This is a genomic window from uncultured Candidatus Kuenenia sp. (assembly GCF_900696675.1).
Taxonomy (GTDB): domain Bacteria; phylum Planctomycetota; class Brocadiia; order Brocadiales; family Brocadiaceae; genus Kuenenia; species Kuenenia stuttgartiensis_A.
Window position 1 is genome coordinate 1 of record NZ_CAADGZ010000077.1, and the last position, 15,648, is coordinate 15,648.

Genomic DNA, 15,648 nt, shown 5'->3' on the forward strand with positions numbered 1-15,648 from the left:
AGATCCCGCGTCCGCGGCAACAATCACATGAATTATTAGAGGCATTACAGATAAAGTTGCCAGAAGTATTGCCAAGCCGGAACATACGGGTAGTCACTAGAAAAAAGCTTGCTGTTCGGCGTAAAAGCCAATAAATATAAGGCTTTTACGGCACTTTTGTTTTTTGACTTGGGGTGAACATCCGTTGCAGGGGAAGATGTATAAAGCAACAATTTTTAGTCTCAATCCCTTCTACATCAGGTCAATGATTTCCACAAAAGAAATTACAAACCGGAGTATGCGATTTGTAAAAAAGTCTCAATCCCTTCTACATCAGGTCAATGATTTCCACATTATATCACTAGAGGTGTTAGATGAGTGAATTTCACGTCTCAATCCCTTCTACATCAGGTCAATGATTTCCACGATTATACGTAATCGTGCGTTGTGTCGTGAGTACGAGTGTCTCAATCCCTTCTACATCAGGTCAATGATTTCCACGCTGTCCCCACTTACGATTGGCGATTATGGCGAGATGTCTCAATCCCTTCTACATCAGGTCAATGATTTCCACATTGCGACCCTATGTGCATTCGATAAGCCGCGATGCATCGTCTCAATCCCTTCTACATCAGGTCAATGATTTCCACTTTATTTGTTGCGTTATTTTAGAGATATCAAAAAAAGTCTCAATCCCTTCTACATCAGGTCAATGATTTCCACAGCGGCATATGTAACTTTAGAATTAACAACTACTTGCAAGGCCATTTCCTGTAACCTCCACAATCTGTAATCATTACACATCGAAATTTTCATCCTTTCCATTAAAAAATTGTCTTAACCTCTTAAAACACAATCGATTATGATTTTCCTGTAACCACCCCCTTTTTAGCTATGTTTTAAAAATCCGCTAAATGCTTATCACACTTTAAATTACGTATATATTTTCAATCTTTGAGACCTTTCCCTTTCCCATTACTTCTATCCTTTTTTCACACCCGGCACAAATAGAATAAATACGGATACTGTCGTCTTCTGCGATTATAATCTCCTGTATTCTTTTTATCATTTTGCCTAAAAGCTTCTCATCCAAAATACATTCAAATACACTATACTGCACCCGGTCGCCAAAGTCTTCCAGGATTTTTGCGAGCTTTGTCCTTCTTCTTGTTTCCGGAATATCATAGGAAACCAAATAAAACATTGGTTATATCTCCATTACAAATGAAGTATAAGGAATATTATTTTGTATATGAGACGCTAAATTCTCCGCTTGTATGCGAAAACATTTTCTGAAGGTGGTGTTTTCTTTTTGTTGCGGATGAAGAAATTCCCTGTTTATCATTGTTTCATATTCCACAAAATACCGTTTCAATGGCTCTCGTTTCAAATACACCCCTCCCGTACTCGGATTAGCATAGAAATCTTCCTCGCAAAATATCCGGTTATTGATAAGATTCAGGGTGGTACGATCTGCAATGGGGGCACGAAACTCTTCCATCAAGTCAGACGCAAGGGAAGATCTGCCATAATCAATTCCATGATAATATCCAAGATAAGGATCAAAGCCCAGCCCGTCAAGGAGCGAGGATATTTCATTAAAAATCATCGTATAATTTAATGAAAGCAATGCATTCACGGGATCAGTTGACGGGTACTTTTTCCGTCCTGGAAAAGCAAATGCAGAAAGGATCATTTTCCCAAAAGACGTAAAATATACCCTGGCGGCATTTCCCTCTATACCAAAAAGCTGGCTGATGTTCGCCGCTGATTCCACTTCATTTAATCGCAGGGAAAGGTCGTCCATTTCTACATCAAAGCTATTGTGGGGGTGATTATACGAAAACGACCGTACCAGTTGTATACAATTTTGTATCTTCCCGCAAACAATTACTTTTGCAAAAGCCAGCCGAAAGTCGTCATTCCAATATTGTTTAAACTGTTGAACACGAAGGGTAATATTTTTGGTGGAAGGGGAGGTTATCTGTCCAATGAGTTTCCCTGTTCTCGTGAGAATAGCCATTTCTATTCCATGCTCAAAGAGTTCGTGTACCGCTTGTGTGGTAAACTGTACATTTCCAAATATGAGAACGGCGTCTATTTTATGGCATTGTACTTCAAGAAGCACTTTGTCATCCTTTTCAATAATTAACCGGTCACCGCTTTTCCGTAAAATGGAATTCTGTTCAGTCAGGTAGAGGTTTGCCACATTTTCCCTTGCTTTCTTTGCTTAAAATAAACTTCAAGGTCTAATGGTTTTGGAAAGAACAACACCTTCCGTTCCTTCTTTGGCCGGTCGAAAGGCACCATGATCATACTCTTTACAAAAATAACTCCCAGGAATTTAAAACCCTGGTCAAAGTTAATCACCTGTTCTTCATCCAGTTCTAAAAGAAGTTTTTCCAATATTTTCTTTGTTAATTTGAGTGATTCTTTTGCCATTCCGGAATTTTTGCAAAGGATGATGAAATCATCTGAAAATCGCACAAGCTTATATCCGTTACGAGTAAGTTCTTCATCGAATTCATCAAGATACAGATTTGCAAGAATCGGGGAGATGGGTGAACCTTGCGGAATCCCTTTTTTTAATGTGGTTACCGTTTTTCCATCCCATACTTCACCTTTTAGCCAGAGCCCTACCAGGTTTTGAATACATGGATCGTGAATATAACATTTGAATTTTAACAGGAGCAATGAATGATCCACACTATCGAAAAACGCATCGATATCTGCATCCACAACCCACTGATAACCCTGTTCATAATACTCCCTGACTTTATAAACCGCCTGTTTTACGGAACGGCCTTTCCGGTAGGCAAAGCTGCACTCTTCAAATTCTTTCTCAAGAACAGGTTCAATGAGTTGCAATACGGCTGCCTGTACTATCCGGTCTCTCACTGAAGGGATGCACAATGCCCTGGCCTCTCCGTTTCCCTTATCAACCAGGATTCTTAAAAGAGGGAGAGGAAAGTACGTTTGTTCCGTAAGCTCCTTGCGCATAATTCTTAGATTCAGATCAAGGTTTCCCTCATAACGTTCGATAGTAACACCATCCGCGCCTGCACAACCGTGGTTTTCCTTAACGGCATCAAAGGCGGAATATAAAGAGGAGTAATCCCACATTCAAATTCCCCTCGCATCTGCCCATATTCTATCCCAGTTATTCTTAAATGGGTCAAAAAGTGAAGGAAAATCTGGGTTTTTAGATATTACCAGTGCGGGGGAATCCTGCCCTCTTTTCCCTCTTTCTAAAATGCCTAAATAGATCTTCCTTTCGTCTATTATATACATCCACCAGGGAATAAACTCTTTGTGAAGACGTATTGCAATTTTCCCATTTTTAAACGGAGGTAGCGTTTTAAGCAAATCTATAGCACTATAAATACGCTCTCTTTCCACCGCTACGTCTTGTTCGATTAACAGACTTAATTGGGAGTTAAGCAAAGACATATCCGATTCAAGGCTGATACCTTTCTCATATGCAACCTGTCTTTTCAGAGCCGATGATTCAGGGTCTGTAAGTAAGAATAAATACCTATCGACAGAGCGATCTTTATCCGCCCATTTTCTAAACAGCTCAATTATTGAATTTGAACTTATCCCTAAATAAAAGAAGGACTTTTGCGCTTCATCAAATACCTTCTTATTTTCTGAAATATCAAAGGTATAATAGTATCCATTTAATCCGGACTTAATAAGCTTGAACAATCTCTTGTACTTTAGGTACAGTAAATAGATTGCAAAAACGAATAATAATCCGAAGGTTAGGATACTCAGCCGTAGTTTTCCAGATAATAACCATGGGATTGCAGAAATTAGGGCGGACACAAGAAGTGTAACTATAAGGTTGATCACAACGTCTTTGGGAAGATTCTTGATACTTTGGAAATTACTGGACATCCAACATCTCCTTAAATTGTTAATATGCCGAATTCGCCAATTTTTAATTCTTTCTCATTCTCATCCTCTACACAAGACCCAGGCATCCAGCAAATCCTTGCACTGCTTATTCTTTGCCCTGCCCCAATTTTCCCAGGACTGGTTTCAGGCGTTCCCCAATCTAATCCAACAAGAGGCTCTATATTCCCCTTTATCTTAAAATTCCTTTCGGTTTTAAGTTCTAAATGAGCCGGAATATAATTGTTTTTAGCCACCTTAATACATAAGCCTTCGTCCTTTGACATAATTTGATTGCCAAAGATTTTACCATTTGTAATTTCTTCTGTTTTTCCAGTCTCCAACGACAATCTTCCCCAACCGTATTTTTTATCACCGCCTACAAATATTTCCTCGATAGCTTTTTCCATAATTTTCAGTGTTAACACTCGCCCATTATAGCGTGCTCTGTCGTGAATAAAAACATATCCGACAAAATATACATTCTGGTGTTTTCCGACATCTTCACCTTCAATATAATGTGAAATAAAATCAGATTCATGAAGAGATTGGTCTTCCGCGGTATTGCTTTCCGGAAGGACGGCGGTTTGTCCGTAAGATTGAATAAAGAGCCGTTCAAAGTCAGACGCAGGGTATTTACCGTAGTGCAGACCATCATTTTGAAATTTTGGAAGAAGTGGATTTTGAAAATCAATAGCCGGATAAAAATAACTAACAAATATGTCTTCTTTTAGTACTTTTCCCACTCCCTGATAATCCTCGTGTTCATAAAGAGTTCGTACAATATTTGCGGTCATAGCGCCCCACATATTTTTGCCCGTAATATAGTATCGGGTAAGCTTAATATATCCGAGCGTATGCCAGCCAATATGGATAGGGCTTTTTGCCTGATAGACAAGTTTATATTTCTTCCAGCCCATTATGCACCATCCTCGTTTGAATTACTACCCAACGCTTTTGCATGATATCTGGCATAGACAAGGGTTCTTTCAAGAAGTTCTTTTGCCAGGAAAAGCGCATCAAGATTATTGGAAAGCTTGTTTCTTATCTCAGCAAGAGCATTCTTTTCTTCAGCCAATAAACCTTCGGGGATATTTTGTTGTAATAATCTATAATTTAATTTTCTGATGGCTTCTGCAGCTTGTTTCTCAGGGGTTTTAGTGCCATCTGGATTTTCCTTCCCCTGTGATTCCAGATAAAGCAAAGAAGCGTATATACCATCCTCTTGTAAGACACCAAGAGACTTTGTTATTAATGTTTCGGTCTTATTTTTATCCCTAAATATTTCAAATACTTTGTCAGCTATTTCATTACCTACTCCAGCACATTCCATATCAAGAATTTTCATCTGATCCCTCCATAAAAACCTTTAACCGCCCCATCCCTCTTGTATTCATCCCGCCAACACCAAGGCTTTCAAGATACCTGAGTCCCTTTTCCACATTGGATTTTATCCAGTCAGTGCCTGCACTGCTGCCGTTATCCTTTTCAGTGTCTGCACTGCTGTCGTTATTCTTTTTGAGTTCTTGTCCGTTTATCCTGAAATATTCAGGTTTGTTGTATACCACATCAAACCACATAATTGTTGATCTTGGTATTGCTTCATAAGTAAATAAAGCGCCTTCCTCGGCAGCTCCTGTGGCAGGATCAATTGCCACGGAGGTACGTACTTCAAGGTTGTCATTGACGATTCGCGAAAATACCTTATCAGAGACGAGAAAGAGCCTGTTCATAATATTATCTGGAATTCCTTTCAAACATGTTGATATTTTACTTAGTTCCGATGAATCAGATCCATTTGACTCTTCTTCTAACATCAACCAGCCAAAGTTAAGCTTGGTATGATTCGCTGACGCATTGAGCTGTTTAAATTTCCCCCAATCTGTCAACTTAATAGATATGTTATGTTCACGCAAAATACTTTCAGAGGTAATCCATACCGGACCAATCATCGAATGAACTGGGAAAAGTAAGATCCTTGCATCAAAAAATTGTGCAAGGCCTTGAAAACTATTGCCTTTTTTTGAAAAACCAAATGGTACACATACCCCACAATCTGGCTCACCGCAATGTCCTTCTCCTTCATCAGCACCTTTACCGGCACAACTCAAATAAACATCTTTGCCGTCTTTATCTTTTTTTATTGCAGGACCATCACTATTGGGTTTTATAATCGCCTTGTCTTCACTTAAATACTTTATTTTCGCACCATTCTCCAAAAAGGCATAGTCAGGTAGTTGATACTTCCACAACTTATACTTTTTATAGTCAACCACCCATCCTTCTGAAGTTTTTTTCGGAATCTCAAAATTTTCGTTCTGTATCGCCATTGCAGTATATGCCCTTGTTGCCCCGGAAATGCTTGAACCCGGTATCTTGGGAAGATTTGTCCCCGGTTCTCTGATAATCGTATTGTCAACCCTCCCCAACCGGTATCCTCCTGTGCCGACATGCACAGGGTCAAGTGTCATTGTATAGTAAGTCTTTTTTACAAAAGGATCAGTCATTTTTGATTCCTCCTTTAATCTACGTTATTCTTTCCTTTAATATGCCAAGATAAAGTTCAAGTGTGTCGAAGAACAAACCATTTTTAATGGTTTCTTTAAGCAAGTCGCTGCTGCCGTCATCAATTTCTTTAAATTCCTTTTTTATTGATGAGGTAACCAGATTTACCCATTTTTCGTACTGTTCCGATGTCTTATTTCCAATATCCACGTCCCATTCCTGATATTTTGTAAGCCAGAGCGATTGCAGGTTTCTGAGCTTTGTATCCGTAATTCCCGCTAGTTGTTTTCCCTGTAACAGTTTTTCCCAGACACACATAATTTTCTGGTTTAGCTCATCAAGCAGGAATGGCTTTGATTTATAATTCGCAACACTGGATTTTCGTCTGCCATGTTTATCCAGACAAATATCATGCCTTCTTGTGTTTGAATCGAGAAATTCAAAATCATAATAGTTGGGATACATGCAGAGTGTGTCGCCTTTTTCTACTTCTTTAAAGTGAATTACATCTCCGGCAACAGTCTTAAAATAATTCTTCCTGCCCGAATAGTCTTTGCTATGTCTTTTCACAACAAAATAGGAGTGGTGATAATCATCTTCACAGTTGCCAAGTTTATGTGGAAGGCACCATTTTAATGTCCTGCCGTACCTTTCAATTTCACACATGAGAGTTAAACTCATATCAGAGGTATCTTCTTTCTTATCGATAACCGTATACTCTACATTTTCTTTTCTAAGTTTATCGAAATTTGTAATCATCCGTTTACCTGCATCCAGTACAACAAACATGGGCATCTTGACACCAAAAAAGATATTTCCGATGCTGAAGGGAAGTCTGCCCATAACCTTGCCAAAACGTTTTATATACTCCCGGTAAATAAGGTAGGATATTTCAACTGCCCTGTCTGCAGGTACAATTACCATAAAGAGATTTGGAGAAACCGTCATAGTACGGCAGGGGAATAAAGTTTTGCTAATCTTGCAGTCTGCTATCTGATATTTATTGCCAAAAAGACCGCGAATTTCTTTATCAAGAATTCTGATATGTTTTCCTTTCAACTCATTTGAAAATGTCTCTACTGAATACCTTACCCCTACAACTTCAACTTCACCACTTTCATATAAAAGTTCAATCTTTTCTCTTGTCTCAACCACTTCAGCCTCAATGGTTCCTTTTCCCCAGTCATATAATTTAGCTTCCTTTATTGGTTTTAATTTGAGTCTCAGGCGGTTAAACTCAGGAAGCAGTTCTGTCAGCAAGTTTTTTGAAATATCCTGGAAAAATCCAAGAGTAGTATCCCATACATTGAGAACAGTTGACGGTGTTGGAGTCTTGGCATTAAGCAGGTTATAAATATCAATATTTTTATCTTCATTTTTTGCCTGATCGAGGAGTCTATCCCACTTTTTTCTTGTCTCATCTATATTATCCCTGAAGAGAGATCCCCTATCAACCGTTCTGTCATATAAGAATGCAGTATGTCCTGCCCGTTTTTGATCCGTCGCTTTATGGAGAGCATCAATATCCGCCACGATTCTGCTGTATTTAAATTCGCCATATGCCTGCCTATCAAGAAATTTCTTAATCTCTTCTCCTTCTTTCTCAAACTGCTTCACATTAACAATATTTTCTACCTCTCTTTCTAGCCCGTTTGCCTCTGTTACAAACAGGCTCCTGATCCTCCTGCCATTAAGCCAGTCATCAAGGACAAAACTTGCCGTAATCAGGGCCGCCCGTCTGTTTTTATCGACAATTTCATCAATAAAAACTGTCTCTCCACGTGCAGATATCTCTTTTCCACTCCTTCTCTCTCTACAAACACTACATAACTTCTTCCTCACTTTTTCATCTTCTACCTGTCTTAAGCGGCATACAGGGCAAATGGTTTTACCGTCGTCGTATTTTAAATAAGATTCAATAGTTCTAAACCCTCGAACCTCACTGGAAAAGCGGTATGATGCCTTTTCCTTCATTTTGTTTATAGCTCTGCATAAATGTGTCAATGTGTTTATATATACAGTTTCACCTTCTTTCAGTGGAGTGCCATGTCCGTTCTTATTTTCTAATCGGTCAATATAAACAATATGCGGCTGAAGCTCACCTTCAGACTTTTTAGCAGCCTTTTCGTATATATTTTTCTTGATTTCGTTCCATATACAATTCAGGTTTTTCTCCAAGTTAACAGGCACAATAAAATATATTCCGTTATCGTCAGAATAGACCTCGTTGCCTATCGGGCACTCATATTCTATAATGTTTTTGATCTCATCCTGGACTTTCTCAATAACCTCTTTTCTCCCCACAATATCCCCTATCTTCTGACCGTAAGACATAAACCGCATACCATCCCAACCTATACCGAGTATACCGAATTTCACTTTTTCAAAATCGTATATCCTGCTTTCTTTTTCACTAAACAGATTATGGACGGTCAACACCTTCAGAATGGAGGCTACGGCATAGGAGTGTTCCCAGAGGGTTGTATCATTTGACGGCCTGGTAGTGTCGGCAAGCCCTTTGTCAAAGGCATCCTTTATACCTTTAAGGATTTTTAATCTATCTTCATTTTTAAAATCTTCAAAATATCCAGGAAGATGTAGGTTTAAGAATGTATATAGTTTTTCTCTTGCTACCTCCTGACTTTCAAAGGTTATCACTCTATCTGTTTCATATCCAAAGACATTCGATCTGAATAAAGTTCTCTTCTGCTCTGCGCTCCACAGCGGATTATTCCTGTCAATGGAGGAATCCACTCCATCAGCCGCCTTTAACATCTTATTTATCATTATATCCTTTCCACCTTCGTCCGGTTTAACATGATAGTCGATAGCCTGTTCTATAGAAAATTCCGGTTCGCCAAGGTCGTCTCCTCCAAATTTTCTGATAATTTCACTTATAGTTTTATTAAAATCAGATGGGATCATTGATTCATATTCTTCATGTTTATCAATGTAAAATCTTTCGTGAGGGTCTTTTTCATAGCCACAAGGATCACTTTGCCACTGCTGCCTGTATTCAAGGAATACCTTGCTGAGTTTACCAATATCGTGCAAGAGACCAGCAAGTTCTACGAAGAGGATTTGGTTGCTATTTGCGTTTAGTTTATCTATCATTTTTCATTATCTCCTCTTCCACTTTTTCTATATAATCCCGCATTTCCAGGAAAGAAGAAAATGTCTCACTATTGGACTGATTGGTTGGTAGCCTAGAACTTAAAAGTTCACTGAAAGTAGAATACGTTTTTTTCTTGGTAATTTCCGGTTTTACAGGTTCTTGTTTTGCTTGTTTATCTTTATTTCCTGACATTTCAAATATACCCTTAATGTCCTTCTCGGCTACCCCAAAACCACTGCTTTTTTTGGCAGAAAAACCGTAAGTTAACATCATTTCTTTAAGAGAATCACTGACCATGTTTATATCTCCGGTCACTTGTTTCTTAATTTCTCCCGATAGTTTGCCCATGAGGTCGAAAGGCACATAGAGAAGGCTGAATGTTCCCGTTGCTCCATCTGGCACACTTTCGATGTAGATAGGTACTGTGCCTGCCTTTGTTTTTCTGTCATGTGGATTGATGACTTCCAGGCTTATTTTATCAAAGAAAGTAGGATAAAAATTAAGCCTGCCCCTCCTTAGACCTTCTTTGTTAGATGGGTTTCTCATTATCATTTTAAAGTCGTCCTTTTTTTCTGGCATAAGTGAATCAAAATACCTTTCTTCGGCCTCATTTTCGTTACCAAACAAATTTGATATTTGTACTCTTTTCTTAAATCTCTCGTTTATGTCTGTATTCATCTCTAATAATCTGCCGGCTGTCCATCGCATATTGCCCTTCCAGGTACTTCCAGATACCATGGGAACTTTAAAAACTTTATCTTTTTTGATATGATTGTCGCAGATATAGAACACTTCATCGTCTTTTGAAATATACGATGTGGCAAGTTTGAATGTGAATTGGAGAAAGAAGGAGAAAGGTGGAAGACTTTTGATATCAATGGTCGGTTTTTTCAGAGATAAACTTTCCAACGAACCCAACATTTCCGTAATGAATCTCGAATAACATGAAACTAAGGTTTTTTCATTTTTGATACCATTTTTCCCATAAACTAGAAGTTTATGTTTTTCTTTATCACCGTCGGTTTTTAGAAGCTTAATCTGTGAATAACAATTAAAACCTTTCTTCTCTGATTCTGACCATTCATAAGCATACCAATCAAAGTTCATCCAATACCTCCTTGCCTGTTTTCATCTCGTATTTGATACTTTTTCCGTTTAATATTTTTTCTATCTCAGTCTTACTATCATATGGCTCTGATGCATTTCTTCCATACCCAAAACACCGAGGGAAGAAATCCTGTTTTACGCAATCCGCCTTCTTATCACAACGAGTAAGCCCATGGAAAGAGAAAATCTTTTTGCTTTCGCTGCCACTCTGTAGGTTTCGCTTTTCAATCGCCGCTTGTAAATAATCTGGGACGTTCCTTATCGCTTTCCTATTTTTATCTTTTTTGTCTTTAATATAACCACCCAGAAAAACTTGAAATTCTGAAGCGTGGTTGTCGTAAAATTTAGGGTTAGTATCTCTTCCTACTAACGTATTATGTTGTATGCGGTTTATATACGCCCCTTTTACAAACCAAAAGTTACTCAAATCCGGCCAATCGGGTTCGTTTGTAGAAAGCTTGTCATTGTCAGCAAATTTACTTGGCCTATTGGATGCAATTGGCCCATTTTGATAATCCAATAACCCGTAGTCAACATGATTGTGTTTCCAATAACTTTCACAATTTTTGTAAGGGACTTCGGATGGTTTCAAAACGGTTTTTCCACCAATAGCCCCATATTCCACGATGAGTTTAATTGTCGCAGGGAGTAGCTTCTTCTCGCAAAGTGTAAGTATTTTCCTTTCTATGAATTTAAGCGTAAAAGGACCGCCCCGCTTAATCTGTCTTGTAATAACAGACTCGGAATTATCTTCTATCCGTAGAATAAACTTGCCGCCCCAGTTTGTGCATCCAAACATTTGACAGGCAGGGCAAATTAGTGAATTTAATGCCTCTTCTTCTGTCTTTCCGCCACACTTTTTCTTTTCAAACTCTTTCAGATCAAGAGCGCATCTCTTTTTATCATTGGAGGGATCACAGGCATAACCATTAAGTCCCCGGATCAATACTTCATACCACCATCTTATAGAACCCTTGATGCCTGTTAAATGCAAAATACTGTTGTCATTTCTTTCAACCCCACCCGTCCACATCGGCGTCAATGTCTTTAATTTAAATTTCATGCATCCTCCTTGAATAGTAATGGATGTTTGTTGTTACTTTAATCCTTTTATCAGCATTCTTATCCCTTTCCTCTTTATCTCCTCAGCCAGCATTCCTCCAATATCAAAATCCTAGGGCCTGAAATGGAGTGACTCTATACGATTACCAATCTTTCGCCTCAACGGCACGATCCTTTTGCAATCTAAAAATCAGTCTCCTGTAACATCAGCCTGTCTCAGTGACCAAGTTTGTCAGTTGTCAGATTTCAGTGCGACGGGTCTGTTGCTTTTTTACACAGTGCAATCCCTTCTACATCAGGTCAATAATTCCCACGACAGCATATGTAACTTTAGAATCAACAACCACTTGCAAGGCCATTTCCTGTAACCACCACAATCTGTAATCATTACACATCGAAATTTTTATCCTTTCCCTTAAAAAATTGTCTTAACCTCTTAAAACACAATTGATTATGATTTTCCTGTAACCATCCCCTTTTTTAACTATGTTTCTAAAATCCGTTAACTCTTTAAAACATAATCTGTTATGCACGGATTTAGGACTTTCTCTCTTTTTTCTGGCAACAAGGTAAAAACTCCTTATCCATCTCCTTATTTTGCTTTTTTTACTTATTTGAAGACTTCATTATTTCATATCTCCCAAGACCGAATGACGTCCCTTTTCCAATATGGATAAATTCCCCTAATTTGAGAAAGGGTATAAATTCGGAGTTATTACCCTCATAGGTAACAGTTCCCAAAACACCACCAAGGGACATCCACTGCTCCTGCCGCGTGGAATACCGATTCCAATCATACCAGTGAAGGTCAGAGTGTGTTTGCCTGATAGTGGATGCCTTTTCGATTAATCCTTTAAAATCAACTTCCAATCTTTCTTCACAATGGAAATATGATAAAGACGAAATGCGCCTCAGAAGGTTTCGGACAAGGACGTGGAATTCAAGGATATCCGTAATGTGACCGTTAAAACGAAGCCGTACAGGGGTTTTCAGGGAAATATGCAGGGTATCATTATCAGAACTGCCATTGTGGTGTTGTAACTGCCTGGAGTCAATGACGGGAAATTGGTTGGCAAGTATCTGGTCTTGGCCGTTATAGATAGGAACCGATTCATCGTTAATGCCGGTTCCCTCAACAAGGGTAAGGTCATATTTGCCCCTGCCCTTACCGATACCCTGTCTCCCCAGTTCGGTAAAGGTATAGATAAAATAAGGCAAATACTCTATGGCCTTGCCAATGAGGATAAGATTGAAGGGAAATGATTCTCCGGGGGTATAAAGAAGCTTTTCATCTGCAGGGGGTTCTATGACAAAAGGATGGGGCACTTTGGGGTAGAGACGAAGCATCCCGGCGTCTTCCGGGGGCGGAGTTTCAAAGATATATGCGTAAATGCATTTTTGTTTCAGCATGCAGTTATCGCATGGTTTTCCCTTTACCACACAGACGATTTTTTTAAAGGCATACCCAAATCCACCGCGAAATACCGCCCCCTTATATGCAGGAAAACGTATGTGGTCTTTCGCACACACGGTGAATCTGAATCTCGCCAAACGGAATGAGATGGGCATTCAATATTTCCAAAACAGAAAAGTTTTTTGAGAAATAAACACCACCCTGCTGAAAACTCACTCCCCGATGGCTAAACACTATAGTTTTAATATTGGGGAAAATCAATAAGAAAATGGAAGGGGAAATATACCGGATATAAACGCACCGGAAAAGAAATGCGTTCACCGCAAATCATAAAAAACGCAAAGGTCTTTAAAGCAATTCCGGAATAAAAGATTACTGTGTAAGAATGGTGAAAGGCCTGAAGATTAGTGATAATTTAGTTTATTTAAACAAGGGGTTTATCCAATACACTCTTTTGCGTGAGATGGTGGGCGATACTGGACTCGAACCAGTGACCTCTTGCTTGTCGAGCAAGCGCTCTAGCCAACTGAGCTAAACGCCCATATAATGTTTCGGAGAAATTCTGTAACGGTTATTGATGTGGTCGGGTATGATCAACTACGGAATAATGTTATTAAAATTATTGTTTATTGTCAAGGCAATAAGTAGTTTATACGATTGTGATAATTTACCGCCTAAGTGGCCGGAAACGCTGAGAAACGAAGGGCAGAAGAAATTTTTATAATATATTTTCATTTTCCACAATCTCCAATTCCCTGTTATAATTTAACAAATGCTGTTTTTACTTAGCCACTCCCGCCTCCAATAGGCAGGCATAGTATCGTGCATCGTGTTTAACGTTTTTTTTAATCGTGTTATGAAAGTACTTGGTATTGAAACATCCGGGAATATCGGGGGTATTTCCCTTTGTGAGAATCAACAATGTATTATCACAAAAACATTCAGCGGTATCGTACAACATGAAAGGGAGCTCGTCCCTGCCATTAAGGATGCTTTAGAAGAGGCACACTGGCAGATCAACGATATTGAAGTTATCGCAGTGAATGTGGGACCTGGTTCCTATACGGGATTAAGGATTGGCGTTACTTGCGCAAAGACCCTCGGATACGCGCTGAACAGGCCGGTCGTTGATGTGCCAATATTTGATATCATCGCGGAAAATTACCACTCGGACGGTACGTTATCCCTCTGCCCGATAATTGACGCCAGACGCAAGCACGTATACGCATGTGTTTACCTATTTGAAGGAAACCGGAAAAAAAGGCTAACGGAATTTCTGGTAATTGAGCCGGAGAAGTTGTTGGCTCTTCTCCCAAGACCGGTAACTATTTTCGGAGATGGCATTCCGCTCTACAAGGAGGTTTTTTCTCAGGAAGATATTATCATTGAAGCGGAATACTATGCTATACCAAAACCGGAGCACGTTGCGTTGCTGGGAGAAAAATTGTATATGTCAGGATATCAATGTGCACTTGAAAAACTCTTGCCTCTTTATTTACAGAGGTAGTAAGTGGTTGAAAAGAAAGGCCATCAGATATGAGGCGCTTATTTAGAAGTAATCGTCACCTTTAATTTTGATTTAATCCCATTCACCTTAAATACAACCGTTGCCTTTCCTGTTTTCTTCTTCGCCGTGATGATGAAAGCGATTTGTCCAATTTCATCCGTTGTTCCGGTCTCCCGGGAAAGTGATATGCGTTTTTTTCCCTTCTTTATGGTTGCCTTAACAGAGATACCCTCAGCAACTCAATCATTTCCACCTTTCACAGTGACAACTATTTCACGATTTTCTCATTTTTGAAGTTCTAATGCGTTCTTAGAAAGTTGAATGGTTTCCGCATCACGCTTGCCGTCTGTTAAAGCAAGAGGTTAGCGTTGGTGTGGGTGGTATTATTACTGCTGCTGTATTATAAATATAATCGTTTTCCGATTAGTTACTCTCCTGTTATTTCAAGGGTTTGGTTGGATTCAATACCGGTAAGTGTCATAGTCTTTCCATTCGGCCAGGTAATTTTCAGTGTAGTGATTCTATCATCGCCGCCCAGGCCAAAATGAACCCACAGACTATCCTGCGAACAAAAACCTGATCCGCCGTCTACTTCCCTTACTTGTGAACCGGAATCGGTTGTAATTTCAATCCTTGCACCAATCCCCGCCCTATTATTTGTTGTGCCAATAGTTTTAATAATAATCCAATGATTATCGTTGCCATTATTATGATACAGCCGGTTTGTTTCTTTGCAGTTAACAACATAAAGATCCATAAATCCGTTATTATTATAATCACCCCATGCCGCCCCCATTCCTCTTCAAGAATTATAGTAAAAAGCATTTATTTTTATAAAAATCTGTTTTTTTCTTGCATTCGAATTGTTTCTAGAGTATTAAATTCTGTATGAATCCATTTCTCAGTGAAAAAACCCGAATAGAATTTAAAAAAGCACATAAGAAAGAGCCTCATAGACGTCATGCCGACCGAATCAAAGCTATACTTCTTCTTGATTCAGGATGGAGTTATGAAGAAGTAGCAGAGGCGCTCTTGTTAGACGATCAAACAATCAGGAATTAC

The 15,648-nt window shown here is 39.1% G+C and carries 14 protein-coding genes, 1 tRNA gene and 1 CRISPR repeat array; of the genes, 1 reads left to right on the forward strand and 14 read right to left on the reverse strand.

The genetic code is table 11. The annotated features are described in order from the left end of the window. The first annotated feature begins 218 nt into the window (after positions 1-218). A CRISPR array of direct repeats spans positions 219-702; the repeat unit is 37 nt; unit sequence GTCTCAATCCCTTCTACATCAGGTCAATGATTTCCAC. 205 nt (positions 703-907) lie between these two features. From cas2 to QZT26_RS11660, 13 genes are all read right to left on the reverse strand, one after another. Then, a complete protein-coding gene (gene cas2, locus QZT26_RS11600) occupies positions 908-1,183 on the reverse strand; it encodes a CRISPR-associated endonuclease Cas2 (protein ID WP_099323562.1) in 276 nt (91 codons plus the stop codon). Positions 1,184-1,186: 3 nt separating this feature from the next. Then, complete coding sequence (gene cas1 / locus QZT26_RS11605; RefSeq protein WP_295102284.1) at positions 1,187-2,188, reverse strand: CRISPR-associated endonuclease Cas1; 1,002 nt, start codon at positions 2,186-2,188, stop codon at positions 1,187-1,189. Next, on the reverse strand, positions 2,170-3,102 hold the full coding sequence (locus QZT26_RS11610; RefSeq protein ID WP_295102287.1) for a reverse transcriptase domain-containing protein: 933 nt from the start codon (positions 3,100-3,102) through the stop codon (positions 2,170-2,172). Before QZT26_RS11610 ends, cas1 begins: the two co-directional genes overlap by 19 nt. Then, entirely contained in the window at positions 3,103-3,879 is a 777-nt protein-coding gene (locus QZT26_RS11615; RefSeq protein ID WP_295102289.1) for a hypothetical protein, read from the reverse strand. An 11-nt stretch (positions 3,880-3,890) separates the two neighbouring features. Further along, positions 3,891-4,796, reverse strand: a complete 906-nt coding sequence (locus QZT26_RS11620) for a hypothetical protein (protein WP_295102291.1) — start codon at positions 4,794-4,796, stop codon at positions 3,891-3,893. Continuing rightward, on the reverse strand, positions 4,796-5,224 hold the full coding sequence (locus tag QZT26_RS11625) for a hypothetical protein (protein WP_295102293.1): 429 nt from the start codon (positions 5,222-5,224) through the stop codon (positions 4,796-4,798). Before QZT26_RS11625 ends, QZT26_RS11620 begins: the two co-directional genes overlap by 1 nt. Next, positions 5,211-6,383, reverse strand: a complete 1,173-nt coding sequence (locus QZT26_RS11630) for an RAMP superfamily CRISPR-associated protein (RefSeq protein ID WP_295102296.1) — start codon at positions 6,381-6,383, stop codon at positions 5,211-5,213. Before QZT26_RS11630 ends, QZT26_RS11625 begins: the two co-directional genes overlap by 14 nt. Positions 6,384-6,402: 19 nt before the next feature. After that, entirely contained in the window at positions 6,403-9,495 is a 3,093-nt protein-coding gene (locus tag QZT26_RS11635) for a CRISPR-associated protein Csx11 (RefSeq protein ID WP_295102297.1), read from the reverse strand. After that, entirely contained in the window at positions 9,485-10,603 is a 1,119-nt protein-coding gene (locus tag QZT26_RS11640) for an RAMP superfamily CRISPR-associated protein (RefSeq protein WP_295102299.1), read from the reverse strand. Before QZT26_RS11640 ends, QZT26_RS11635 begins: the two co-directional genes overlap by 11 nt. After that, on the reverse strand, positions 10,593-11,666 hold the full coding sequence (cmr1, locus tag QZT26_RS11645; RefSeq protein WP_295102301.1) for a type III-B CRISPR module RAMP protein Cmr1: 1,074 nt from the start codon (positions 11,664-11,666) through the stop codon (positions 10,593-10,595). Before cmr1 ends, QZT26_RS11640 begins: the two co-directional genes overlap by 11 nt. A 605-nt stretch (positions 11,667-12,271) precedes the next feature. Continuing rightward, positions 12,272-13,234, reverse strand: coding sequence for a CRISPR system precrRNA processing endoribonuclease RAMP protein Cas6 (gene cas6 / locus QZT26_RS11650; RefSeq protein WP_295102303.1), 963 nt, complete (start codon positions 13,232-13,234; stop codon positions 12,272-12,274). A gap of 309 nt (positions 13,235-13,543) precedes the next feature. Continuing rightward, positions 13,544-13,620, reverse strand: a tRNA-Val gene (locus QZT26_RS11655). A 56-nt stretch (positions 13,621-13,676) separates the two neighbouring features. Then, positions 13,677-13,814: a hypothetical protein gene (locus QZT26_RS11660; RefSeq protein WP_164994918.1), complete on the reverse strand. Its 138-nt coding sequence runs from the start codon at positions 13,812-13,814 to the stop codon at positions 13,677-13,679. A gap of 121 nt (positions 13,815-13,935) precedes the next feature. Here QZT26_RS11660 and tsaB point away from each other — a divergent pair, with 121 nt between their 5' ends. Next, positions 13,936-14,586 (forward strand): tRNA (adenosine(37)-N6)-threonylcarbamoyltransferase complex dimerization subunit type 1 TsaB, encoded by a 651-nt coding sequence (gene tsaB / locus QZT26_RS11665; protein WP_295102306.1) that lies wholly within the window; start codon positions 13,936-13,938, stop codon positions 14,584-14,586. A 427-nt stretch (positions 14,587-15,013) separates the two neighbouring features. Here the strand turns inward: tsaB and QZT26_RS11670 are convergent, their stop codons facing one another. Beyond that, entirely contained in the window at positions 15,014-15,382 is a 369-nt protein-coding gene (locus tag QZT26_RS11670; RefSeq protein WP_295102307.1) for an ASPIC/UnbV domain-containing protein, read from the reverse strand. Between the last annotated feature and the right edge of the window lie 266 nt (positions 15,383-15,648).